Raw genomic sequence first — 23,491 nt, forward strand, 5'->3', positions numbered from 1 at the left:
CCTCCTTATTCGCTTTCTTGGGGCGCCAGTTTGCGCACCCAGATATTGCGGTAGGACACCGCGCTGCCGTGATCCTGCAAGGTGAAGGGCAGGGCGTCGGCGTGCGGATGGTAGGTGGCCAGGGTCCGCCAGTCGGTCTTGCCGAGGATGTCCTGGTGATTCTGCGTCAGCACGCCATTATGCAGTACGGTGACATAGGCGGGTTTCAGCACCTTGCCGGCGGCATCGAAATGCGGACGCTCGAAGATGATGTCGTAGGTCTGCCATTCACCGGGTTTGCGCGCGGCATTCACCAGCGGCGGCTTCCAGGCATAGACGGCCGACGCCTGGCCATCGGCATAGGTGGGATTATCATAGGAATCCAGCACCTGAATTTCATACTGGCCCATCAGGATGACGCCGGAATTGCCGCGCGCCTGCGAGGTGCCGGTGACATCGGCGGGTTCGCGGAATTCGATATGCAACTGGATGTCGCCGAACGCCTGTTTCGTGGTCAGGCTGCCGTCACCATGCGGCCCTTCGCGGTGCGGCACGGTCATGCTGCCGTTGGCCAGGCTCCAGTCCGCCGGCTCGCCGTCGGCGGTGACGAAGGCGTCGAGCGAGGTGCCGTCGAACAGGACGATAGCGTCGGAAGGTGCCTCTCTGGCCGTCTTTCCGGGCGTGACGATGGCAGGGTGCGGTCGCGCCGGATCATGGACGTGCCACTTGCCGCCCGGCAGCATGGGGGTGTCGGTAAAGCCGAGATCACCGGCGAAAACCGGCGAACTGAACAGTAGACAGACTCCGAGAGTCATCAGACTCAAATGCTTCATCGTTTCCATCCCGTATTGCCAGGTCTGTGTTCAGACTCTGCGTCGTTTTATTCCGCCGACTTGATCTTGAGATAATAGACCAGGGCGGCGCGTTTGGCGTCGTCCTTGACGCCGCCATAGGTCATTTTCGTGCCCGGTACGGCCTTCATCGGTGCCAGCAGGAAACTGTTCAGCGTGGCGTCATTCCAGGTCTGCCCGGATGCCTTCATGGCGGCGGAATATTTGAAAGTGGCGGAATGGGCGCCGGCCTTGCTGCCATAGACGCCGTAAAGATTGGGGCCCACGCCATCGGCCTTGCCTTTTTCGATCGCATGGCACGCCTTGCACTGGGCGAAGACTTTTTCGCCGGCGGAAAGCTGGGCGGCGTCAATCGCGGGGGCGGCCTGGGCGGCGAAAGCGGGCGTGGCGGCAAGGATTACGGAAAAGAAAAGACGACGGGCAAATATCGGCACTGAAGGCTCCTGCGACCTGTTCGGGACGAGCGATCATGGCGCACGATCCGCATTTTTCAAAATGGGTAACACGACTTGAAATCGATTACAATAGCGTCAAGCCAAGAGAATCGTTCGCAGGTTTCGGGCTGCGTTTAAGCCTCCGGTGCGGCGGTGCTTTCGCGGATCACCAGTTCATGATCGAGCGTGATATTGACGCGTTCGGTGGTCCCGCCATCGATAATGCCGAGCAGCAATTCCACCGTCTTGCGACCGATTTCGTGCATGGGCTGGCGCACGGTGGTGAGCGATGGCGCGGAAAACCGCGACAGGTGCACATCGTCGAAACCGGCCACGGAGATATCCGCCGGGCAGGTCAGGCCAGCGGCGCGGATGGCGTGGAGCGCGCCGAAGGCCATGTCGTCGCTGAAGCAGAAGAGGGCTGACGGGCGTTTGGCCTGGGCCAGCAACTGCCGGGTCATCTCGGCGCCGCATTCGATGGAATAATCGCCGGTCAGGATGGTCAGGTCATTGCTGCGGCCGTGCTGGTCGGCGCTGGCGGTGACGCCTTGCAGGCGGTCGCGGCTGATCGGGCTGCGCAGGTCGCCGGTGATGACGCCGATGCGGCGGTGGTCAAGGCCATAGAGATGATCCATGACCTGGCGGGCGGCCAGGGCGTTATCGATATGGACCGAGGAGACGCTTAAGGAATCGCTGAATTCGCAGCCATTGACAATCGGCGCCGCCGCGCCCTTCTTCGCCACCAGGTCGTTGAGTGAGGCGGGCAGGGTATGGCCGAGGAAGATCATGCCGTCAGCCTCCTTGCGGCGCAGCAGGGCGGCATAGGCGTCTTCGCTGTCGCCAAACCCGACATCGCCGAGCAGGACCGTATAGCCGGCAGCCAGCGCCGCTTCCTCGACTCCGCGGATGATATGGGCGAAGAAGGCATTGGCGATATTGGGCACGGTAACGATCAGACGCGAGGTCTTGAGCGTGCGCAGCGACTTGGCCATCTGGTTCGGCTCGTAGCCCAGTTGGTCGATCGCGCCCATCACCTTTTCCAGCACCGCCGGAGAAACGTGGGCGTAATCATTGAGCACGCGGGACACCGTGGCGGTGGAGACGCCGGCCAGCCTGGCGACGTCGCTAATGGTCGACATATTCAGCCCTGAAAAGATTCTGTTGCGTCTTCAATACGGCCTTATGCGTTGCGTTGCCAAGAAAAATGCTGAACGGCACGCCGGCACTCGCATTAAACGTCAGGGCGTCATATCGCCTTGCATACCGGATGGATTCGCGCTGTAGTGCCCTAAATGTCCGCCATGACGCCGCAGAGCGCAAAAGGGCATAAATGAGGGGGTTGAGATGTCACGCATTCACCTGGCAGTAGCGGCAGCGGGAATAAGCCTGGCCGCCATGCTTTTCGGCATGGAAAACGCCTGCGCACAGGCGACCACGGAGGTGGTGGTCAAGGGGGCTTTACGGCCGCGCCCGGCTGATGCGCCGCCGCCGATCGATATCTTCATCAAGCGCCCGCGCATCGAGCAGGCGGCCCTGTCCCCGGACGGAGCGCAGATTGCCTTCGTGACCTGGCTTGAAGGCTACCGCGCACTGGTAACCTATCGCGTGGCTGATGGGACCAAGCGGATCGTAAAGCTCAATCCCGGCGATATTTCCGCTATTTCCTGGGCGGATGACGATCATGTGCTGACCTCGACCACGCGCACCGGTCTGCGCGGCACCTGTGAAGGCGCGGTGCAATCCAGCCGTGACGCAGCGTCCAGCCATATCAATCGGCCGGAAACCGATACGACCAAGGAAGGCAGCGCGGCCGAGGCCATGGCACAGCTCTCACTGATGGAATCGCTGAAAACACCGGGCTGCGTCTATTATGGTATCCGTGCCCAGACCGCCGTGACCTCGGTGAATGTGTCCGAACGTGCCGGCACGGATCTGGGCGCGCGTCTGAGCGAATACGCCAATCTGGCCCTCGGCACACCGGAACCTGTCGTGTCGGACGGCAAGGTGCAACTAATCGGGCCCTATCTCGAATTGCGACAACAATCGGTGGGCGGACAGCCAACCCAGCGCGTCTACCTGTGGCGCAGCGATCCGCAAACCGGGCTGGGCAAGCTGGTTGATGATGGCGGTGGCGATCTGGACCGGGAGCATCGTTATGTCGATGACTGGCTGCTCGACAGGCAAGGCAATATCGTTGCCCGGTCGGTCTATAATTTTACCAGGGAACAATTCACCATCGAGCGCAAGGTGGATGGCGAGCGCAAGGTCGATGGCAAGTGGAAGCCGGCGCTGACGCGAAAGATAGACACGCGCGCGACCACCTTCGCGCCCTTCATGGCCGGGCTGGGCCGTGACGGCCAGTCGATCGTGATCTTCGATGCCGAACCGGGGACCAGCGGCGCCGACCGGCGCTTCCATTATTACGAACTGACGGCGGACGGCAAGCTGTCGGCGCCGCTGGAACCGGGCGACGCGACGCGCGACCGGCCGATCTTTAATCCCGAAACCGGACGCCTGGCGGGCTTTGTCCAGACCGGCGAGGCCCCGGAATACAGCCTGACTGATCCGCTTATGAGCCAGCTTTACCGGAAGGCGCAGGACGCGGCGCCGGGACAGGCGGTCAAGGTGGTTTCCACGGCGCGCGATCCGCACCGCATGATCATCTTCGCCCAGGGCGGCGAGGAGCCGGGCGCCTATCATTTCATCGATTTCACGACTGGCAAGACGCTGGAAATCGGTGATATCCACCCGGAAGTGCCATCAGAATGGGTCGCCTCGCAAAAGAGCGTCAGTTACAAGGCAAGCGACGGTCTGCAAATTGGCGCCTTGCTGACCCTGCCGCCGAAACCGGAGCCGAAGCGACTGCCGCTGATCGTCCTGCCGCATGACGGGCCGCAGGCGCATGACAGTCGCGGGTTTGACTGGCTGGCCCAGGTGCTGGCTTCGCGCGGCTATCTGGTGCTGCAGCCCAATTATCGCGGGTCGGATGGCGCGGGACCGGCTTTCATGGCGGCGGGCAAAGGCCAGTGGGGGCGACGGATGCAGTCCGACCTGGCCGATGGCGTGCGTTATCTGGTCGGCCAGGGTCTGGCCGATCCGGCGCGGGTCTGTATCATCGGCAATGGTTATGGCGGTTACGCGGCGCTGGAAGGTGCCACGACGCCGGAGACCTGGCGCTGCGCGGCTTCGCTCGGCGGCATTTCCGATATCGGCGATTATGTAGGCTGGGTGAAGAGCAAGCGTCCCGTGCCGGACCCCGACCAGATCGCCAGCCTGACGGCGGACCCCGAATGGCCGCGCGCCTTCTCGCCCGATCCCGGATCCGTATCGATCGTTACCGGCTATCTGGGTGATTCCTCCGGCTGGAGCGCTCTGTCGCCACGCAACCAGGTGAACGAAATCAAGGCGCCGGTCCTGCTGGTGCATCAGGCCGATGATCGCGCGGTGCCCGTGCGCCAGAGCCGGCAGATGCGGGATGCGCTTCAGGCCGCCGGCAAGGCGGTAACCTATGCCGAACTGCCGGGCAGTGATCATGAACTGACAACCGAGGAGTCCCGGCTGGCGACGGCTCAGGCTGTGGTGGATTTCCTGAAAATCTATAATCCGAATTGAATATCGCGGGAAAAGTGATGAGCGTTACGCTTTGAATTCGGATAGATACGCGGGAAACAGTCTTGCGCACCGGAGGTTTTATGTCAGTCACGTTCTCAGCCGATTTCGATGGCGGCAATATCGAGGTTTTGGGTGGGGAAGGCGGACAGTGGGATCTGGCGATCCGGCCGGATAACGGCTCGCATTATTACCAGTGGTTCTATTTCCGCGTCGATGGCGCGGTCGGGATGGACCTGACCCTGCGGATCACCAATGCCGACGGCTCGGCCTATCCGGGCGGCTGGGAAAACTACCGCGCCCGCGTCAGTTCTGATAATACCGACTGGCTCTGTACCGACACAAGTTATGAAAATGGCGTCCTGACGATCCGGCACAAACCCGCCGGTGATACGGTGTGGTTTGCCTATTTCGCGCCCTTCGACAGCCAGCGCCATCACGCCTTCGTAGAAAAGACGAAGGCCCTGCCGGGCATGACGCATCGTGTACTGGGCCAGACGCTTGATGGCCGCGACCTCGATCTCTTTACGCTCGGCAATGGCGCGGCCAAGGTCTGGCTCTATGCACGCCAGCATCCCGGCGAAACCATGGCTGAGTGGTGGATGGAGGGCGCCGTCGCCTTCCTGACCGGTAATGATCCGGCGGCGATGAGCTTGCGCGAAGCGGCCACCTTTTACATCGTGCTCAATATGAATCCGGATGGCAGCGCGCGCGGGCATCTGCGCACCAATGCCGCGGGCGTCGATCTCAACCGCGAATGGGCCGGGCCGACGATGGAACGCAGCCCGGAGATCCTGTACGTTTTGCAGGCCATGACGGAGAGCGGCGTCGATTTCGCCATCGATGTGCATGGCGATGAGGCAATTCCGCATGTCTTTATGGCCGGTTTCGAGGGCACGCCGTCATGGACTGACGCACGAGGCGCGCTATATCAGGCCTATCTCGATCGCCTGCTGGCGCGCACGCCGGACTTCCAGACCAGGTTCGGCTACGATATTCAGGCGCCGGGCGCCGCCAACCTGGCGATTTCGACCAATGCCGTGGCCGAGCGCTTCAAGGCCATCGCCATGACGCTGGAAATGCCGTTCAAGGATCACGACGATGCGCCGGAGCCGGTGCGGGCGTGGTCAATCGACCGGTCACGGGCGCTGGGCGAAACCTGCCTCAGGGCGCTGGCCGATATGATTGACCAGTTTCAGTGATTAGCGTTTTCCAGCGCCCGCGACACGGCATCCTGAAGGTTCATCTGGAACTTCTGGCCGGCATAGTCCTGCTGGAGTTGTTGTAACTGCGGAATATCGAGATTGATGACCGTTTCCTGGCGGATGTCGCGGTTGTCGGCGGTATTGAGGACGACGCTGCCGATGCGACCGTCGCCCAGATCATGCAGAACGACGGTGCCGCCATTTTCGCCGGGCAGATAGAGCCCTGGTACGGAGCCGCCGAGATTGATGCCTGCGCCGGCGGCGCCGGCGAGTGACCCGCCGCCATCCGTGGTCTCGACTACCCCCTGGTCCGTCCAGGTCAGGTGCGATTGCAGGGCCTGCTGGCCATCGACATAGGTGGTGATGATGGCGCCCAGGCCGAATTCGATGCCTGTGGGGGTGCGCAGGCCGCCGACCTGTTCTTTCAGTTCTTCCGGGCTTAAAGGCGCCACGCTGGCGGTCAGGTCTTGTGCCGGCACGACGGTTTCCTGCGCCACGGCGGGCGCGGCCAGAAGGACGAAGACGAGACTGAGAAGAAGAACGCGGGTCATGACTCTGCTCAGGGTGTGGTGGGCGAGTTGCCGTTAATCATGGTCGATATCTGATAGATCGGCGGCAGTTCGCGGGTGAAACTTGACAGGGAGGCGTCGCCCAGTGGTTGGCCCAGCGGCGCCAGCGCCCAGGGGCTCCATTCCTCATCACGGTTATAGGGCACCTTGGCGGCGGATGAGGCATGGATGGCGAAGATGACGCCATTCCATATCTGTGAAAATTCGGCATTGCTGTAGGTGCGCAGGCCGCCGGCCGGATCGCCGATCAGAACCTTGCCGTTGCGCGCGCCCTTGACGACGACGAAATGGCGGTAGGCGCCGGCGGTCACCACGGCAATGGCGGGCCGGTTGATCTTCACGAGCTGGTCGAAGGTCAGCTTGTAGCCATCGGCTTCGAAGCCACGCGCGGCGAGATAGTTTTTGATATCGAGCAGGGAGAAGCCGACCTTGCGAATTTTTTCCTGATCACCTTTGGCATACATGGCCTTGAAGACCTCGGCCTCGGTCACCGGCATGTTGTAATGATAGTGCAGCAGGGTGGCCAGGGCGGCCGAGCCGCAGCTATAGTCATATTGCTGGCGCACAACGGTGCGGAAGGGAATGTCCTTCATGCTGGTGACGGGCACCGAGAACATCATGCCGCCATCGGTCAGCATGGCCTGGGCGTGCGCGAGATGCGGCGCACCCGAAACCAGGGCAAGGCAGGTGGTGATGAGGGGCAGGGGCTTCATGGTGAAAGACTTTACTAGGGGAGCGGTGCGCCGGTCACGACAACGCTGATACTGCCTTGCAGATTGTTGTTATTGCCGGTGTTGGTAACAAAGTTGCCGACACCGCTGAAGCCGGTCAGCGCATTGCCGGAGAAATTGATGTCGCCGTTCTGGACCGTGCCGGCGACAATGGTGTTGCCGCTGTTGGTGGCACTCAGATCCTGGTTGGTGATGACATTGGTGACGGCCCCTTCGGCGCTGATGCCGTCCAGCTCATCAGGCGCGAGCGGTGTGGGGGTATCGGCGTCCGGCGGGCTAACCAACAGGGGGGTAACCGGCGCCGCCTGGGCAAGCGCCGCAGTCGGTGGCAGGGCCGCCGTCAGGACAAGCATGGCAAGGCAGGTGGGAAGCAGATATTTGGCGGACATGGCTGGTACACTTTCTGAAAGCGGACTTTGAGACACGCGGAAAGTAGAGCCGGGCACGGTGTTGTCGTGCCCGGCGCTCAGCCTATTGACCGAAGCTGATATTGGCGTTCGCTGACAGGGCCGTGGCGGCCTGGTTGATGGAGCCGATGCCGGTATTCGAGCTGGCAGTCTGGACGCCTGAGAAGTTGGCGTATGAACCGCCGCGTGCCACGATATTACCGGTTGTGAGGTTACCCTCCTGGTCCTGATCGGCCGCACTCAGGCTGACGCTGGAGCCGGTCACGCTGGCCGACAGATCCTGATTGGTCAGGCTGATATAGGCGACATTTGTAGAGCTGTCCGTGTTGTTCGAATCGGTGACATTGCCAGAGCCCGAGCTGTCCGCGTTGTAGGAATCGGCAACGCTGGTGTTTGTCGAATTATTGGAATTATCATTGCCGGAGTCGGCCGTATTCGTCGAGTTATTCGAATTGTCGTTGCCCGAGTCGGCAAGGCTGGTATTGGTCGAGTTGTTCGAGTTATCGGTATTGTTCGTGGTATTGCCGGAATCGGCCGTATTGGTCGAGCTGTTGGAATTGTCATTTCCGGAATCGGCCGTATTGACCGAGTTGTTCGAGTTGTCGTTGCCGGAGTCGGCGACATTCGTATTGATTGAATTGTCGTTGCCGGAATCGGCCGTGTTGGTCGAATTGTTCGAATTATCAGTAACCGAGTTATTGGAATTGTCGGTTACGGCATTGTTGGAATTGTCCGTGTTGGTGGTCGTATTGCCCGAATCGGCAACCGACACACCAAGTGTGGCAGAGTTGGTCGAGTTGTCATTGCCCTGATTGGAAGCGTCGGTGTTGGTGGTCGTGTTGCCGGAATCGGTGGCAGTGGCATTGCCGACATTATCGAGCGAGTTGTCGTTATAGGCATTGAGCGTGCCCGTCGAGCCGTCGTCTGCTTCATTGTGGATTTGCGCGTAAGCAGCGCCGGCCATCATCAGGCCAAGGGCCATGGCGGAAGCGGACGCAAGTAATTTGATGCTTTTGCTGGTCATTTGGTGAACCTCGAATTCATGAATTCTGAAGGACCGTCCTTCAGGTCATTAAATCGGGCCGAGCCGGAAAAGTTCCCTCGAAAAGTACCGCTTTGCGTATTTATTTTTCCTTATTAACCAGATACATAGGTGTGTCCAATAATCGCAAAATATTGATTTGCCTTTTGGCTCAAATCAGTATTAGCGCCCTTAAAAACTCATGGGTGCTGCGACGACCATGCGCATATCGGGCGCATCGCTGGTGACCCCGAACTCAAAATTATTGGTCAGGGTCATCCGATCATTCACGCGGTAGGACCAGCCCATCAGAAGGGAGCCGACCTGAAGACTGTTGGACTGCTGAATGGTGGTGCCAATCTGGGTTTTCGTCGGGAAGATGAAGCTGTGGCTGTAGCCGAACGACACGGAGAAGCGCGGATTGAGTGCGAGGCCGAAACCCAGGCTGGCGCTGATGGCGTCACCTGGCTCGACGCGGCCAACCATGGCGCCGCCGATTTCCTTGTTGATGTCGCGCGGTACATTGTGCAGGTAGCTCAGGCTGCCGAAAATGACGCCCGGATCGCTGGGGTAAAGCATGGTGATGCCGCCCTCGATCGCCCAGAACCCGGACCCGGTGGCCAGGCTGGTGGCGACGCCGAACTGATCATAGCCGACATCGTAGGGGCTGAGGCCGGTAGGGGGCTTGATGCGCGCATTGGCGACGAATATGGCGCGGCCGGGGCGGACCTCATTAAGCTGGTAGCGCGCTGAGAATTCGACATCGCCGATCTGCTGGCCATCGAGTTCGGTGGTGCGGTTGATGGTTTCGTCACGCTGCGCCAGCGTGGTGACGCGGTCATGGCGATAAACATAGGGGATGCGTGCTTCCACCTCCAGCCGGCTGGTCAGGCCATAGCGCATGGCAACGGTGGCGACCGCCGAATCACGGTCGGCGTCATTGGCTTCGATCACACCCACCTGGATGCCAGGGACGATTTCGACACCGCGGAAGACCAGGCGGTTGGAACTGGACCGGACATAATCCAGCGACGGCGTGAAGACGAGTTTGCCTTTCGGGGTGAGAACCCCGACATGTTCCGGCAGGGCGGCGACCTCCTCGACCTTTTTGGGCGGCGGTGCGGCCCCGACCGGCTGTTGCGGCAAGGGATCAGGCCGCATGGGTTCGACCTGGGACACGGTCATGGCTGGCGCGCCGGATGTGGAGGCATCCGAACCGGAGAGGGCGCCGGGAGTGGAACTGGGATTTGGCGAAAGGCTGGCATAGGGCACGGCCGTATCGCTCCCCGCCGGGGCATCGCTGCGGCCGGCCCGGATATCGGCCAGCAAGCCATCGCGCTCCGTCCGCAGCCTGTCGATTTCCGCCTGTTGGGTGGCCAGCGTTTTCTGCTGGTCGGCCAACTGTTGTTCTTGTGTGTTCAGTCGGCTTTCCTGAACTTGCAGAGCCTGTTTGATCTCAGCCAGGCGCTGGTCTGTGGCCTGGTCGGCGGCCAGGGCCGGGCGGGCCATAACGAGCAGGCCGGCGCCGGCCATCAGGGCAAGCAAACCGACGTTTAAGGGCGGCGCGTGTCTTTGGGCGTGTCGCATGTGCCTACTCCCCGGAAGGCTGCAGATTCGGGTCGACTGCCTGCGCCCGAAATGGCCTGTGCATGGGGGGCGGAGGTGTGGGCGCTGGGGGTGTGGGCGGCGTTCCGGCAAGCCGTGTCTGATGGGTATCGACACCGTTATCGATCAGGCTGGCCAGCTTTTCCCGCGCCCGGTTGACGCGGCTTTTTAAGGTGCCGACGGGGCAATTTGCCAGTTCGGCAGCCTCTTCATACGAACATCCCGAGGCGCCGATCAGCACGAGCGCGGCACGGGCGTCGGGTGGCAGATGATCGAGCGCGGACAGCATGTCGTTATATTGCAGGCGCCATTCCTGCGAGGGGGCGACGCTCAACATGGCGGCCCAGCGCCCCTCTACATCCGCCACCGTATCGCGCTGCCGCGACAAATCGTGGTAGAAGCAGTTCTGCATGATCTTGTAGAGCCACGCCTTGAGATTGCTGCCTTCCTGGAAGCTGGCGCGGTAACACCAGGCGCGCGTGAGCGTCTCCTGTACCAGGTCGTCGGCTTCGCTGCGTGATCTGACGCGCGTGGCGGCCTGGATGCGCAGGGCCGGGATCAGGGCGATCATTGCGTCACGGAAGCTATCTGGTGAAGTCTGGCTGCCGGGCGAGTCATGTGTCGTCATTTGCGGCGCGTTGCCTGAAAGGGCGATGGATGCCGCGTCACGCGTCGGCTTATCGGCCTGGTCCCTGTTCTGGCGCCAGTCATTAACATCGACTCTCATTGTTCTTCCCGCGTCTTCCTGCTTTTTGGGATTATTACGCGCACAAAATACCTGCCCAGGATGTCGATCGCCGGGTGATTATATTCGGTTCAGCCCATACAAATGGATTTAAGCTGGGTCGAATATTTACTTAAATTGGGTAAACTTCATGTATGCGATACTGTTTTACTAAGTATAACGTGACGCGACTGTGAGTCCGGTATGCTCCGCGGCGGTCAAAGAGGAGGGCGCCGCCTCGGAATAAGTTAACACACCTTAATATAACGCAGTTTCTTTACAAGCGGAAGTCACTTTATTTTATCACAAATTCAATCAAATGGGGTATTTTGTGCCAAGGCGGGATTTTGGTTGGGAAGGGCTTCCTTTTAGCGGCATATCCCACAGGGTGCGTTTAATTTCATTTTGATAGTTGTTATTATAAATTAAAATTATTTCCAAATAAAAATAATTAAAATGGCATAAAAAAATAATGTGCTAAAGTATTATAAATTTATAATAAAATATATTTCAAATACAATATCACTTTTTTTGATTATATATGCTTGTTGCCGCGATTGTTTCGGCGTTCAGGGGCGCTGGTCGCCGGCCTTGCGTCTACATCGATGTGGTTGATACCGCGGGAAGCTGAAATCGTGATCACAATGGGGCGGCGTCAAAAAATAGTCGCCATTCTGGGGAAGTCGGGAAAAAACAAAAACGTGATTGCGCATATATAACGCCTCTGATTGAGTGTTTTGGCGGTAAATTTGCGTCCGCGTGGCAGGCAGGAGCGGGTCTTGAGACGTTTTGTGTCCCGGAATGCAACAGCGGCGGCCCATATGTGGGCATGTGTCCTGGTCTTGCTTTTTACCGGCCTGTCAGGTCCGGCCCTGGCGAAAGCGGAGTGCCCCGTTACCGACCGCGTGCGATTCGCCGGGGTAAACTGGGAAAGCGGCGAGTTCATTACTGCCGTCATGCAGGAGATCATCGAGCGCGGCTATGGGTGCACCACCGAAACGGTGCCCGGCAATACCGTCACGCTGGAACAGGCCCTGGCTAATGACGATATCCAGATTCTCGCCGAGGAATGGGTCAGCCGCAGCGATGTGTGGAAAAAGGCGGCCGATGACGGGAGTGTCCGCGCCATCGGCCACCCGTTCACCGAAGCGCGTGAAGGCTGGTATGTGCCCGACTATATGGTGCATGGGGTGGATGCGTCGGCGCCTGGCCTGAACAGCGTCGGCCAGCTTGCCGATCCACGCTATGTCGCCCTGTTCCGCGATCCGGAGCAGCCGGACAAGGGGCGATTTCTCAACTGCCCGTCCGGATGGACATGCGAGGGCGTCAACAGCGCCAAGCTGAAAGCCTACGGGCTGACCGGCGCCTATGTCGATTTTCGTCCTGGCACCGGACCGGCCATGGATGCGGCTATTACCTCCGCCTATGCGCAGAAACAGCCCATCCTTTTCTATTACTGGTCACCAAGCCCGATCGCCGGCCGGCTGAAACTGGTGCAACTGAAGGAGCCGCCGTGGTCGGCCGCCTGCTGGGCCGATCTGACGAGCCGCAATGGCCGACACACGCAAGGGTGCGCCGCACCGCCGGCCGATGTCGCCTATGGGGTATCGACGCGGTTCGCTACCAAAGCGCCGGCGATCGCCGCCATGCTGGCGAAGGCGACCTTCCCCATTGACGACCTGAACGCCAACCTGGTGCGACGCGCCGATGGCAAACTAACAGCGCGGGCGCAAGCGATGTGGTTCTTGCAGAATCGTCCGGACCTGTGGCGGCAATGGGTGGATGCGCAGACCGCCGGGCGGATTTCGGCCAGCCTGAGGACCGCTGCGCCCGTTGCGAAATCGAACTTCCCGGCGCGGTGGATGTTATCGATCCGCCAGCCGGTCAATGACGCCGTGGCCGGGCTGGTGCGCGACCATGGTGCCGGCTTTCGGGCGATATCCAATGCCGGTCTGAGCGTCATCGTGGCGCTTGATGGTCTATTGGGCGCCGTTCCGTGGTGGCTGTTGATCGCCGTTTTCATGGGATTGACCTGGGCCGGCACCCGGCGGACTGGCCTGACGCTGGCGGTCGGTGGATTGATGCTCGTCATCGGGCTGCTCGGCCTGTGGAGCCTGATGACCCAGACCCTGACCCTGATGCTGATCGCCAGTTTTCTGGCCGTGATGATCGGTCTGCCGGTCGGGATCGCCGCGGCGAAATCGCGCTGGATCAAGAGCCTGAGCCTGCCGGTGCTCGATATCATGCAGACCCTGCCGGCCTTCGTCTATCTCATTCCGGCCCTGATGCTGTTCGGCCTCGGCAAGGTGCCGGCGATCCTGGCCACGGTCATCTACGCCCTGCCGCCGATGATCCGGCTGACGACCTTGGGCATAGAACGTGTCGATAACGAAGCGCGCGAGGCTGGCGATTCGTTCGGCCTGACGCCGTGGCAGAGGCTGTGGCGGGTGGAACTGCCGCTGGCGCGCCCGACCCTAATGGCCGGCTTAAACCAGACCATCATGCTGGCGCTTTCCATGGTGGTCGTTGCCTCGATGATCGGGGCGCGCGGCCTGGGAGAGCAGGTACTGAATGGCATCCAGACGCTCGATGTCGGCATGGGGCTGGAGGCGGGGCTGGGCATCGTCATCCTGGCCTTTGTGCTCGATCGCATCACGCAAGGGTTCGGCGGGAAAAGGGCAGGCCATGATTGAGCTGCGTCGCCTCACCAAGGTTTTCGGCCGCAAAGAAGCCGTAGCGCTGGATATGGCGCGTCAGGGCGCCGGCAAGGCGGAAATCCTGAAGGCGACCGGCTGCACCCTGGCCGTGCGCGACGTGACGATTGATACGGCGGCGGGTGAGGTCTGCGTGCTGATGGGGTTGTCGGGCTCCGGCAAATCGACATTGGTCCGTCATATCAACCGGCTGATCGAGCCGTCAGCCGGTGATATCCGCGTCGATGGTGTGGATGTGCGGGTGCTCGATGCCAGGGCCTTGCGGGAATACCGCCGGCGCCAGGTCAGCATGGTGTTTCAGGGCTTCGGCCTGCTGCCGCATCTCGATGTGCTGGAAAATGTCGCCTTCGGTCTGGTGGCGAGGGGCGAAGACCGTCAGACGGCGCATGATAAGGCGCGGGAATGGATCGCGGCGGTGGGGCTGGAAGGCTATGAAAAGGCGCGGCCTGATGCGCTTTCGGGCGGCATGAAGCAGCGCGTCGGGCTGGCGCGGGCCCTGGCGGTCGAGACCGGAATCCTGTTGATGGATGAGGCGTTTTCGGCGCTCGATCCCCTGACCCGCGCCGACATGCAGGATCTGCTTCAGGGGCTGCAACAGCGGTTGAAGCGGACTATCGTGTTCGTTACGCACGACCTCGACGAGGCGCTGAGGCTGGGTAATCGCATCGCCATCATGAAGGACGGGGAGATCGTGCAGACCGGCACGCCGGAGGACATTCTCACTCATCCGGCGGATGATTACGTCGCCCGGTTCGTGCAGATCAGGCACCGAGGCTGAAAATACCGAATTCCGGCGCCGGGCTGATCCATTGCCGCTCGATTTTCCAGCCGGAATCCGTCGCCAGCCGCGCCAGTGACGCCGGGGTGAACTTGTGCGAATTTTCGGTATGGAAGCGTTCGCCGGCCTTGAAGGCAAAGGCATGGCCGGCGGCGGTCACGATCTGATCCTTGCGCGAGACGAGGTGCATTTCGATACGTTCATAGACCGGATTCCAGACCGCCAGGTGATCAAAGGCGTCGGGATCGAAATTGCCATCGAGTTCGCGGTTGATGCGGACCAGCAGGTTCTTGTTAAACTGTGCGGTGACGCCTTTCGCATCGTCATAGGCTGCGACCAGTGTCGCCTCGTCCTTTACCATGTCGGCGCCCAGGATCAGGCGGGCATTATGGCCAAGTAGCCCGCGTACATTGCGCAGGAAGGTAACCGCATCGGCATGACTGAAGTTGCCGATGGTCGAACCGGGGAAGAAGCCGATCAGCGGCCGGCCTTTCAGGGCGCTGGGAAGTTGAACATCGCTCGTAAAGTCGCCGACCACTGGCGTCACCGCCAGCTTCGGGTACGCAGCCTTAAGGCGCAATGTAGCCTGGCGCAGGGCGTCCTCGCTGATATCGATCGGCACATAACCGGTGATTTGCGGCGCGGCATCGAGCAGCAGGCGCGTCTTGTCGCTGGCGCCGCTGCCGAATTCGACCAGCACGGCGTTGGCGGGGATGTCTGCCGTCAGTTCCGGGACGATGCGGGTGAGCAGGGCCGTTTCGGTGCGGGTCGGATAATATTCGTCGAGCCGGCAGATGGCCTCGAACAGCTCGGAACCCGTAGCATCATAGAAATATTTCGGCGACAGGGATTTTTGTCGGGAGGACAGGCCGAGCACCACATCGGCCGCAAAGCCGTCGTCAGAAACATCGCCAGTCGTGCCGGCGGAGATATCCCGTGCCAGCCGCAGGCCAGACCGCATCCAGCGCTTTTCCGGCGCGAAGAAATTGCGGTAGGTAAGGCGCGCATGGCCGGCGGGGGTGAAGGCGGAGCCGCCGCGCAGCACCATCTGGCCGCTCATGAACTTGCCATTATATTCGCCGACCGCCCCGGCGCCGGGCTGGAAGCCGGGATAGGGCAGGTAGGCGCTGGCGGTCCATTGCCAGGCGACGTCATCCATCTGTTCCAGCACGCCATCGGCGGCCGCGGCCTCCCATTCGGCTTCGGTCGGCAGGCGTGCGCCGGCCCAGCGGGCAAAGGCGTCAGCCTCGTAATAACTGATGTGGGTGACCGGTGCATCAAGCGCGATGGCTTGCAGACCGCGCAGGGTCATTTCCTGCCAGCCATCCTCACTTGATTGCCAGTAGAAGGGCGCATTCCAGCCAAGGGCCTGAACCTGCGCCCAGCCATCGGAAAGCCACAGGTCGGCCCGGCTGTAACCGCCGTCCTGCATGAAGGCCAGCCACTCGCCATTGGTGACCAGCCGGTCACTGATTTCAAAAGGTTGCAGCCAGGTACGGTGACGCGGGGCTTCATTATCGAAGGCGAAGCCTGTGCCTGCGTGTCCGATATCGACCAGGCCGCCGGGCCGAAGTTGGAAACGTCCCGGCCTGCCGCCAGCATCCGCCGGGGTGCGCGGACAGTAGGCCGGTTTCAGCGGCGATTGCGCCAGCAGGTGCAGCACGTCCATCAGGATCAGTTCCTGGTGCTGTTCTTCGTGGGCGATGCCGAGGCGGATCAGGTCTTGAGTTTCAGCCGGCAGATCGGATTGCAGCAGATGGTTCATCGCCTGATCGATATGGGCGCGATAGGCCAGGATATCGGCGAGCGGCGGCCGGGTCAGCAGGCCGCGTTGCGCCCTGGGCTGGCGCGGGCCGAGCGCCTCATAATAGGAGTTGAAGAGATAGGCATAGTCCGGATCGAACAGCTTGTAACCGGGCTGGCCCTTCAGCAGAAAGGTCTCGAAAAACCAGGTGGTGTGCGCCAGGTGCCACTTGACCGGGCTGGCGTCGGGCATGGACTGGACAACCATATCTTCAGGCGAAAGGGGCCTGATCAGGGCCAGGGTATGGGAACGCATTTTCGTGAAGGCGCAGGCCAGCGGCCGGTGTTCGGTCGTTACATCCGGTGTCGGGTAGTGAACGGTATCCATTGGCGGGCCCTTGTTTTGTGGCTGACTATCGTCTGGAAATTATAAGTTTTAAATGAGCAGGTACGCGCTTCCTGCGTTTAAGATGGGCGGGCGCTGGAGACTTGCCAGAGTGCTATTGTTCACTGCTGACAGGTTCTGGCATACCTTGATCACGGTTTTTGATTTCCGGCTGTATTTTTATTCTACCAGGCGTAACGATCAGCGAAAATGCAGGAGCCGCCATGAAAACCTTTGACGCCATTATCATCGGGGCCGGCCAGGCCGGTCCGTCACTGGCTGAACGTCTCAGCGCGGCCGGGCAAGCGGTCTGCGTCGTCGAGCGAAAATTCTTCGGCGGCACCTGCGTCAATACCGGCTGTATGCCGACCAAGGCGTTGGTGGCCAGCGCCTATGCCGCTCATCAGACGCGGCGCGGCGCGGATTTCGGCGTGATGACCGGCGATGTCTGCATCGATATGAAGGCCGTGGCGGCGCGCGCCCATAAGGTAACGCTGGATGCCCGCAGCGGCGTCGAGAACTGGCTGCATGGCATGAAGACCGTGACGGTGATGACGGGTCATGCCCGCTTTCAGAACGCCACCACCTTGCAGGTCGGTGATGAACAGATTTCCGCCCCGAAGATTTTTCTCAATGTTGGCGGCCGGGCGGCGGTGCCGCCGATTCCGAGTCTGGCTGAGGTGCCCTATTTGACCAATAGCTCTATCGTGACGCTTGACCGTGTACCCGAACATCTGATCATTCTCGGCGGCAGCTATATCGGGCTGGAATTTGCCCAGATGTACCGGCGCTTCGGCGCGCAGGTGACGGTGATCGAAAAGGGCGCGCATCTGGTCGCCCGCGAGGATTCGGATATTTCCGAGGCCATCCGCGGGATACTGGAAGACGAGGGCATCAGCGTGCGTACCGGCGTGGATATCCATGATGTGTCGCACGGCGGCGATGGTATCACCGTGCGCCTGTCAGACGGCGAGGTGACCGGTTCCGACCTGCTGGTGGCCACCGGCCGCAGGCCCAATACGGATGATCTCGGCGTTGAGGCCGCCGGCATCAGGCTTGACGCGCGCGGCTACATCGAGGTTGGCGACGACCTGCAGACCAGTGTGCCGGGCATCTGGGCCATGGGCGACTGCAACGGCAAAGGCGCCTTTACCCATACCGCCTTCAATGATTTCGAGATCATCGCCGCCAATCTGCTCGATGGCGAAAGCCGCAAGGTCAGCGACCGGATTTTGGGTTATGCCCTCTATATCGATCCGCCGCTTGGCCGGGTCGGGATCGGCGTGACCGAGGCGGAAAAGGCTGGCCACAAAGTCCTGGTCAGTACGCGGCCCATGACGCGCGTCGGCCGGGCGGTCGAGAAGGGCGAAACCAAAGGCTTCATGAAGGTTGTCGTCGATGCCGACAGCCGGAAAATTCTTGGTGCCGCCATCCTGGGCACCGGCGGCGACGAGGCCATCCACGGCGTGCTCGACATGATGAATGCCGGCGTCGCCTTTGATGTGCTGCAATGGGCGGTGCCTATCCACCCGACGGTTTCCGAACTGTGGCCTACGGTACTGAAGGGGCTGAAACCCGCCTGAGGTTTGCCGAAGACTTATGATCGCGCCGCCGATCCTGTCCGGATATTTATGGCCGGCGCGTTAGGATGGGCCTCCATAAAGGAGGCTGCCATGACTGAACAAAAGAAATCCAACCCGCCTTCCGGCGGCACGCCCGCGCTCGACAGCGACCGCAATACGGTGGCCATTCCTCGGCCGGCCAATGAACTGGATGGCCAGTCGGTATTCAGGGGCCGCGTCGACGAGGAACCCGACGACGACCCCCAAAAGGCCGGCTGATTATTTCGGCAGGACGGCGGTTCCGGTGACGGTCAGCTTGTCGGAAACGGTTTGGCTGAAAGCGGGCTGGCCGCCGCCGAGACTGACAATGTAGTCGCCCGGCAGCACCTTGCGGCTGCCGTCCTGGCCGACCTGCGACAGGGTGCGTGCATCAAGCGGCAGGGACACCGTGCGGCTTTCACCGGCTTTCAGCGACACCCGCGTAAAGCCGGCGAGCACCGGATTGGCCGTGTCTCCCGGCTTGGCCAGATAGAGCTGAACCACCTCGTCGCCATCCTGTTTGCCGCTGTTGCGCACCGTGACGCTGGCCGTGGCAGTATCGCCCGCCTTGAGGGTTTTGGCGGAGAGCACCGGCGTGTCATATGTGAAGCTTGTGTAGCTCAAGCCGTGACCGAAGGGATAAAGCACCTGGCCCTTGAAGTAGCGGTAGGTGCGGCCCTTCATAGAGTAGTCCTCAAATGAAGGCAGATCGGCCACATCGCGGTAGATGGTATAGGGCAGGCGGCCGCCGGGATTGTTCTTACCTGTCAGTGTGTTGGCGATGGCCTCGCCGCCGGCTTCACCGGGATACCAGGCCTGGAGTACGGCATCGGCGTTTTCCGACACCCACGGATCGGAAATCGCGCCGCCGGTCATGTAGACGACCACCAGCTTTTTTCCGGTCGCCTTGACGGCTTCCAGCATCTTTTGCTGCGCTTCCGGCAGGGCGAGCGAGGTACGGTCGCCGCCCTTGAAACCGGGGAAGCTGACGGCCATTTCCTCGCCTTCGAGATCAGGCGACAGGCCGACAAAGGCCACCACGGTATCGCTCTGTTTCGCCGTTTCAACGGCGCCGTCGATCAGGGGCTGGACGGGGGCAATCCAGTCGAGCGACGACGCGCGATCCTCGACCGTGCGGACATATTCGATACGGATATCATGCGGTTTTGTGTCGGTGAATTCATAGGCGACCGGCGCCATGGGCGGTTTGGCGCAGGCCCCGCCGCAATAGGCTTCGTCACGACCGGCGGCAGCGGAAAGTTCCGGCGTCACCACCAGCTTGCCGTCGATCCACACCTTGACGTCTGGCGCCGGCTGGCCAGGACGCGGCGTCTGCATCCGGAAGCCGATCTGGTATTTGCCCGGCGCCGGCGGGGTGATGACGCCGGTCCAGCGGATGCTGAAGCCGAGCGGTTGGAAGCCTGCCGGTGCGGTGCGGTAAAAGTCGAAATTGATCACCGGATCGGTGCGCGTCATCTTCGGTGCGCCAGCGAAGGTGAGGTTATCGAAATACTCGCCCTTTAGGCCGTTTTCGGCGCTGCCGGCAGAGGTTTTCAGGAAGGTCGTCGGCACCGGCGTGCGCATGCCTTCGGTCAGGGGCGCGCCGGCGGCGTAAGAGACATTGGCGGCGCCGAACGCGGTTTTCAGGGCATCGAGCGGATAGGACGGATCGACCGGCGCGCCGGTATAGTTGCCCTCCAGGCTTTGCAGCAGTTGCGCATTCGGGCCGATGACGGCGATCTTTTCCGTGCCTTTCAGGGGCAGGGCATTGCCTTTATTGGAGAGCAGCACCATCGATTCCTCGGCCGTCTTCAGGGCCAGGGCGCGATGAGCGGACGAGTTGATTTCGCTGGCGGGAATCTGGTCATAGGGGCTGCCGTCGATCAGCCCCATGCGGATACGTGCCGCCATCAGGCGTTCCAGCGACACATCAAGATCGGCCTGCGCGATCAGGCCGCGCTGAACGGCTTCCGGAATGGCCTTGTAGGTGGTGCCGCAATCGAGATCGGCCCCGGCCTTGATCGCCGCCGCCGAGGCTGATGCCGCGTCGGGGTATTTCTTGTGGCCGGTCACCATGTCGTCGATGGAATCGCAGTCGGTGACGATAAAGCCCTTGAAGCCCCAGTCGCCGCGCAGGCGATTTTGCAGCAGCGGGCTTTCGCAGGCGGGATAGCCGTCGATGGCGTTATAGGCGCACATCAGCGAATCGGCCTTGCCGTCGACAATGGCCGAGCGGAAGGCCGGCAGATAGGTGTCTTCCAGATCGAAGGGCGAGGCATCGACATTGAAACCGTGGCGCAAGGGTTCCGGGCCCGAATGGACAGCGAAGTGCTTCGGCGTGGCCACGCCCTTGTAGAGCAGCGGATTATCGCCCTGGATGCCGTGGATGAAGCTGACCGCCATATGGCCGGTCAGGAACGGGTCTTCGCCATAGGTTTCCTGGCCGCGGCCCCAGCGCGGATCGCGGAAGATATTGATATTGGGCGACCAGTAGTTGACACCGAAATACCGGTCGGTGCCGGACGGATCGCGGGCCAGGGCGGCATTGTGGCTGGCGCGGCCTTCGGTGGCGATGGCGTCGCCGATCCGGCCCATCAGGGCGGTATCCCAGGTCGCGGCCAGACCGATCGCCTGCGGATAGACGGTGGCGTCGCCGGCGCGGGCCACGCCATGCAGCACTTCGTTCCACCAGCCGTAGCGCTTGAGCCCAAGGCGCGGAATGGCCGGGGCATTATCCTGCATCTGCGCCGCTTTTTCCTCCAGCGTCATGCGCGACACCAGGTCTTTGGCCCGTGCTTCCGGCGTCAGGCTTTTATCGAGAAAAGCGCAAGCGGTGGATACACAGGCATCTGGCGTGGCGGCGTGGACGGGCTGGGAAAGGATCAGGGCGAGGGCCAGCGGGGCGGCGGACGCCAGAAGGCGGCCCGCGAAAGTGACGCGACGGTTCATTGGGCATTTCCTCTGTTTTTTATGGTCTTGGATATGGTTGTGTTAGCGGTATCATCTAAAGCGAAGGATCGTCAACCCATGCCCTCTAATGCCCCGGCGCATAGGGGAAATCGAGCGACTTGTAGTAATCGAGATCGTGTTCCGGTGGCGCAATACCGGCGGGCAGGGGCAGGCCTGATTTTGACTGGAAGTAAGCGATCGACGCATCGCGCCACCACTTGGCTTCGCGCGCCTGAATGCCGAGATTGGCCGAGACGGCGGCAAAGCGTTCCGGATCGACGTAAGGCTTCATGGCTGCCCAGGTGATCTGCATCTGCATCGCCTGTTTCGCGCCCGTGTCGTAATCGGTGACCAGTTCGTCCCACAGGGTGCGGCCGGATTTTACCTTGTAATCCCACGGCAGATGGTGGAACCACAGCAGATAGCGCTCATCCATCTTTTTGGGATCGGCCCACTGTTTGGCGGCGGCGGGGGCGTATTGCGCCAGGGCGTCGGAGCCGGTTTTTGTGCGGTCGAAGCCGATACCTTGCGCGTCAGCCTTGGCGTAGTAGCATGGGTTCCATTCCGGACGGGCGAGATCGCACACCCACGGGCCTGGGCCATAATGATGGCCGGTCGCCATCTGGTGGGCGAGGCCGAGCGGCGTCATGTAATTGGCTGCCGTCTCGCGCGAGGCCATCATCATATCGACCACCGGCTTAACAAAGGCCGGGTCATTGGAGAAGGTCATCTTGACCCAGTCCGTGGCGATATCGCGGCTGGAGGCTTCCGGATCCCAGGCCAGCCGGCCAAAAGCGTACCAGTCGGCCTGGCTGAAATCATGGCCGGTCCAGTTACGATCATCACCGACATTGGAAACCCCGGCCATGCCGGTGAGCGTGTGATGATCCAGCGTGCCGTCGATGATTTTCGCCACGGTCGAGCCCTTGCCTTCGGCATAGGTGTCGGCCTTTAGCGTCTCTTCGTAGAGCGGTCCCTGATAGACAAGATGCGTACCCTGGCCCAAGTATTCCTTGGTGATCTGCACTTCCAGCATCTCGTTGGTCTTCGGCATGGCGCCAAAGAGGGGATGGAAGGGCTCGCGCGGCTGGAAGTCGATGGCGCCGTTCTTGATCTGGAGCAGGACATTATCGGCGAACTGGCCCTCGACCGGCTTGAACTCGTTATAGGCCTGTTTGGCACGGTCATTGGCGTCGTGCTCGGAATAGACGAAGGCGCGCCACATGACGATGCCGCCGTGGGGTTTCAGCGCCGCCGCCAGCATGTTGGCGCCCTGGGCGTGGTTGCGGCCATAATCGCCGGGGCCGGGCTCGCCTTCGGAATTGGCTTTCACCAGAAAACCGCCGAAATCGGGGATGAGGGCGTAGATTTCATCGGCCTTGGCGTTCCACCACGCCTGCACGGCGGGATCGAGCGGATCGGCGGTTTTCAGCCCGCCCAGCTCGATCGGCGCGGTCCAGCGGGCGGAGAGATAGACCTTGATGCCCCACGGCCTGAAGGCCTTGGCAATGGCCGCGGTCTTTTGCAGGTAGGGCGCGGTCAGACTGTCGGCCTTGGCGTTGACATTGTTGAGCACCACGCCGTTGACGCCGATCGAGGCTTCGGCGCGGGCATAGTCGGTCAGGCGCGGATCGACCAGATCGGGCAGGCGCCACCAGTCGAAGATCGAGGTGCCGGCATAGCCGCGCTCGACCGAGCCATTGAGATTATCCCAGTGATCGATGACGCGGAGTTTGATTTTCGGGGCGTCGCTGATATCGGCGAGGGGGGTACGGGTCTGAACCTCGCGCAGGAAACGGAACGCACCATAAAGCGCGCCCTGGTCGTTTCTGGCGCTGATCACGGTGACCGGATGACCATCGATGGTTTGGGCCTCGATACGGAAACCCTCTTCAGGCCGGGTCGTGTCGCCGGTTTGCAGTGCAATGGCGCCATCGATGGGTGCGGTAACAACCGGCGTATCCTGATCCAGCAGGCCATCCAGCCCGCGCTTCAGTTCCGATTTGGCGCTGACAAGGACTGGCGTATCGCCGCCAATAATGGCCGTGGCGTGCGGTTTATATTGCGCAGTATAATCGGCCTCGACCGGATGATAGCGCAGCCACAGATCATAGCCGTCTTCGGCATGGGCTGAGGTTGTGAGTGCTGTTAAAGCGAAAACGACAGCGGCAATCAGACGACGCATG

Annotated in this window: 18 protein-coding genes; 6 read left to right on the forward strand and 12 right to left on the reverse strand. The window is 61.2% G+C overall.

Going from position 1 to position 23,491, the window contains the following annotated elements; genetic code table 11:
- Window positions 1-5 precede the first annotated feature (5 nt).
- The 3 genes from ACTHND_RS04040 to ACTHND_RS04050 all read right to left on the reverse strand — a co-directional run bounded on the left by ACTHND_RS04040 (window position 6) and on the right by ACTHND_RS04050 (window position 2,403).
- Window positions 6-812 carry a 3-keto-disaccharide hydrolase gene (locus ACTHND_RS04040; protein ID WP_440176029.1) on the reverse strand — a complete coding sequence of 269 codons (807 nt, stop codon included), beginning with the start codon at window positions 810-812 and terminating at the stop codon, window positions 6-8.
- 47 nt (window positions 813-859) lie between these two features.
- A complete protein-coding gene (locus ACTHND_RS04045; RefSeq protein ID WP_440176031.1) occupies window positions 860-1,264 on the reverse strand; it encodes a c-type cytochrome in 405 nt (134 codons plus the stop codon).
- A 134-nt stretch (window positions 1,265-1,398) separates the two neighbouring features.
- A complete protein-coding gene (locus ACTHND_RS04050) occupies window positions 1,399-2,403 on the reverse strand; it encodes a LacI family DNA-binding transcriptional regulator (RefSeq protein ID WP_440176032.1) in 1,005 nt (334 codons plus the stop codon).
- A gap of 205 nt (window positions 2,404-2,608) precedes the next feature.
- On the opposite strand from ACTHND_RS04050, the gene ACTHND_RS04055 reads away from it, so the two are divergent.
- Together ACTHND_RS04055 and ACTHND_RS04060 are read left to right on the forward strand one after the other, a co-directional pair.
- Complete coding sequence (locus tag ACTHND_RS04055; RefSeq protein WP_440176033.1) at window positions 2,609-4,876, forward strand: alpha/beta hydrolase family protein; 2,268 nt, start codon at window positions 2,609-2,611, stop codon at window positions 4,874-4,876.
- Between the two features lie 80 nt (window positions 4,877-4,956).
- Window positions 4,957-6,075 carry a M14 family metallopeptidase gene (locus tag ACTHND_RS04060; RefSeq protein ID WP_440176035.1) on the forward strand — a complete coding sequence of 373 codons (1,119 nt, stop codon included), beginning with the start codon at window positions 4,957-4,959 and terminating at the stop codon, window positions 6,073-6,075.
- Here the strand turns inward: ACTHND_RS04060 and ACTHND_RS04065 are convergent.
- From ACTHND_RS04065 to ACTHND_RS04090, 6 genes are all read right to left on the reverse strand, one after another.
- On the reverse strand, window positions 6,069-6,629 hold the full coding sequence (locus ACTHND_RS04065) for a hypothetical protein (protein WP_440176036.1): 561 nt from the start codon (window positions 6,627-6,629) through the stop codon (window positions 6,069-6,071). The two genes, ACTHND_RS04060 and ACTHND_RS04065, sit on opposite strands and share 7 nt — an antisense overlap.
- A gap of 8 nt (window positions 6,630-6,637) precedes the next feature.
- Entirely contained in the window at window positions 6,638-7,360 is a 723-nt protein-coding gene (locus ACTHND_RS04070) for a C39 family peptidase (RefSeq protein WP_440176037.1), read from the reverse strand.
- Between the two features lie 14 nt (window positions 7,361-7,374).
- Complete coding sequence (locus tag ACTHND_RS04075; protein ID WP_440176038.1) at window positions 7,375-7,767, reverse strand: hypothetical protein; 393 nt, start codon at window positions 7,765-7,767, stop codon at window positions 7,375-7,377.
- An 82-nt stretch (window positions 7,768-7,849) separates the two neighbouring features.
- Window positions 7,850-8,809, reverse strand: a complete 960-nt coding sequence (locus ACTHND_RS04080) for a hypothetical protein (protein WP_440176039.1) — start codon at window positions 8,807-8,809, stop codon at window positions 7,850-7,852.
- Between the two features lie 189 nt (window positions 8,810-8,998).
- Window positions 8,999-10,393, reverse strand: a complete 1,395-nt coding sequence (locus ACTHND_RS04085; protein ID WP_440176040.1) for a coiled-coil domain-containing protein — start codon at window positions 10,391-10,393, stop codon at window positions 8,999-9,001.
- A gap of 4 nt (window positions 10,394-10,397) precedes the next feature.
- Window positions 10,398-11,138: a sigma-70 family RNA polymerase sigma factor gene (locus ACTHND_RS04090; RefSeq protein WP_440176041.1), complete on the reverse strand. Its 741-nt coding sequence runs from the start codon at window positions 11,136-11,138 to the stop codon at window positions 10,398-10,400.
- 818 nt (window positions 11,139-11,956) lie between these two features.
- Here ACTHND_RS04090 and ACTHND_RS04095 point away from each other — a divergent pair.
- Window positions 11,957-13,828 carry a glycine betaine ABC transporter substrate-binding protein gene (locus tag ACTHND_RS04095; protein WP_440176042.1) on the forward strand — a complete coding sequence of 624 codons (1,872 nt, stop codon included), beginning with the start codon at window positions 11,957-11,959 and terminating at the stop codon, window positions 13,826-13,828.
- Complete coding sequence (locus tag ACTHND_RS04100) at window positions 13,821-14,627, forward strand: quaternary amine ABC transporter ATP-binding protein (protein WP_440176043.1); 807 nt, start codon at window positions 13,821-13,823, stop codon at window positions 14,625-14,627. Before ACTHND_RS04095 ends, ACTHND_RS04100 begins: the two co-directional genes overlap by 8 nt.
- On the opposite strand, the gene egtB is transcribed toward ACTHND_RS04100, so the two are convergent.
- Complete coding sequence (gene egtB / locus ACTHND_RS04105; RefSeq protein WP_440176044.1) at window positions 14,611-16,758, reverse strand: ergothioneine biosynthesis protein EgtB; 2,148 nt, start codon at window positions 16,756-16,758, stop codon at window positions 14,611-14,613. The two genes, ACTHND_RS04100 and egtB, sit on opposite strands and share 17 nt — an antisense overlap.
- Before the next feature lie 221 nt (window positions 16,759-16,979).
- Here egtB and ACTHND_RS04110 point away from each other — a divergent pair, with 221 nt between their 5' ends.
- On the forward strand, window positions 16,980-18,338 hold the full coding sequence (locus ACTHND_RS04110) for an FAD-containing oxidoreductase (protein WP_440176045.1): 1,359 nt from the start codon (window positions 16,980-16,982) through the stop codon (window positions 18,336-18,338).
- Between the two features lie 90 nt (window positions 18,339-18,428).
- On the forward strand, window positions 18,429-18,596 hold the full coding sequence (locus ACTHND_RS04115) for a hypothetical protein (protein ID WP_440176046.1): 168 nt from the start codon (window positions 18,429-18,431) through the stop codon (window positions 18,594-18,596).
- Here ACTHND_RS04115 and ACTHND_RS04120 read toward each other — a convergent pair whose 3' ends face one another.
- On the reverse strand, window positions 18,597-21,305 hold the full coding sequence (locus ACTHND_RS04120) for a glycoside hydrolase family 3 C-terminal domain-containing protein (RefSeq protein ID WP_440176047.1): 2,709 nt from the start codon (window positions 21,303-21,305) through the stop codon (window positions 18,597-18,599).
- Between the two features lie 85 nt (window positions 21,306-21,390).
- The gene (locus ACTHND_RS04125; RefSeq protein ID WP_440176048.1) at window positions 21,391-23,490 is read right to left on the reverse strand and encodes an alpha-glucuronidase family glycosyl hydrolase; all 2,100 of its coding nucleotides are present in this window, start codon (window positions 23,488-23,490) and stop codon (window positions 21,391-21,393) included.
- Window position 23,491 lies beyond the last annotated feature (1 nt).

This window comes from Asticcacaulis sp. (genome assembly GCF_051954415.1).
Taxonomy (GTDB): Bacteria; Pseudomonadota; Alphaproteobacteria; order Caulobacterales; family Caulobacteraceae; genus Asticcacaulis.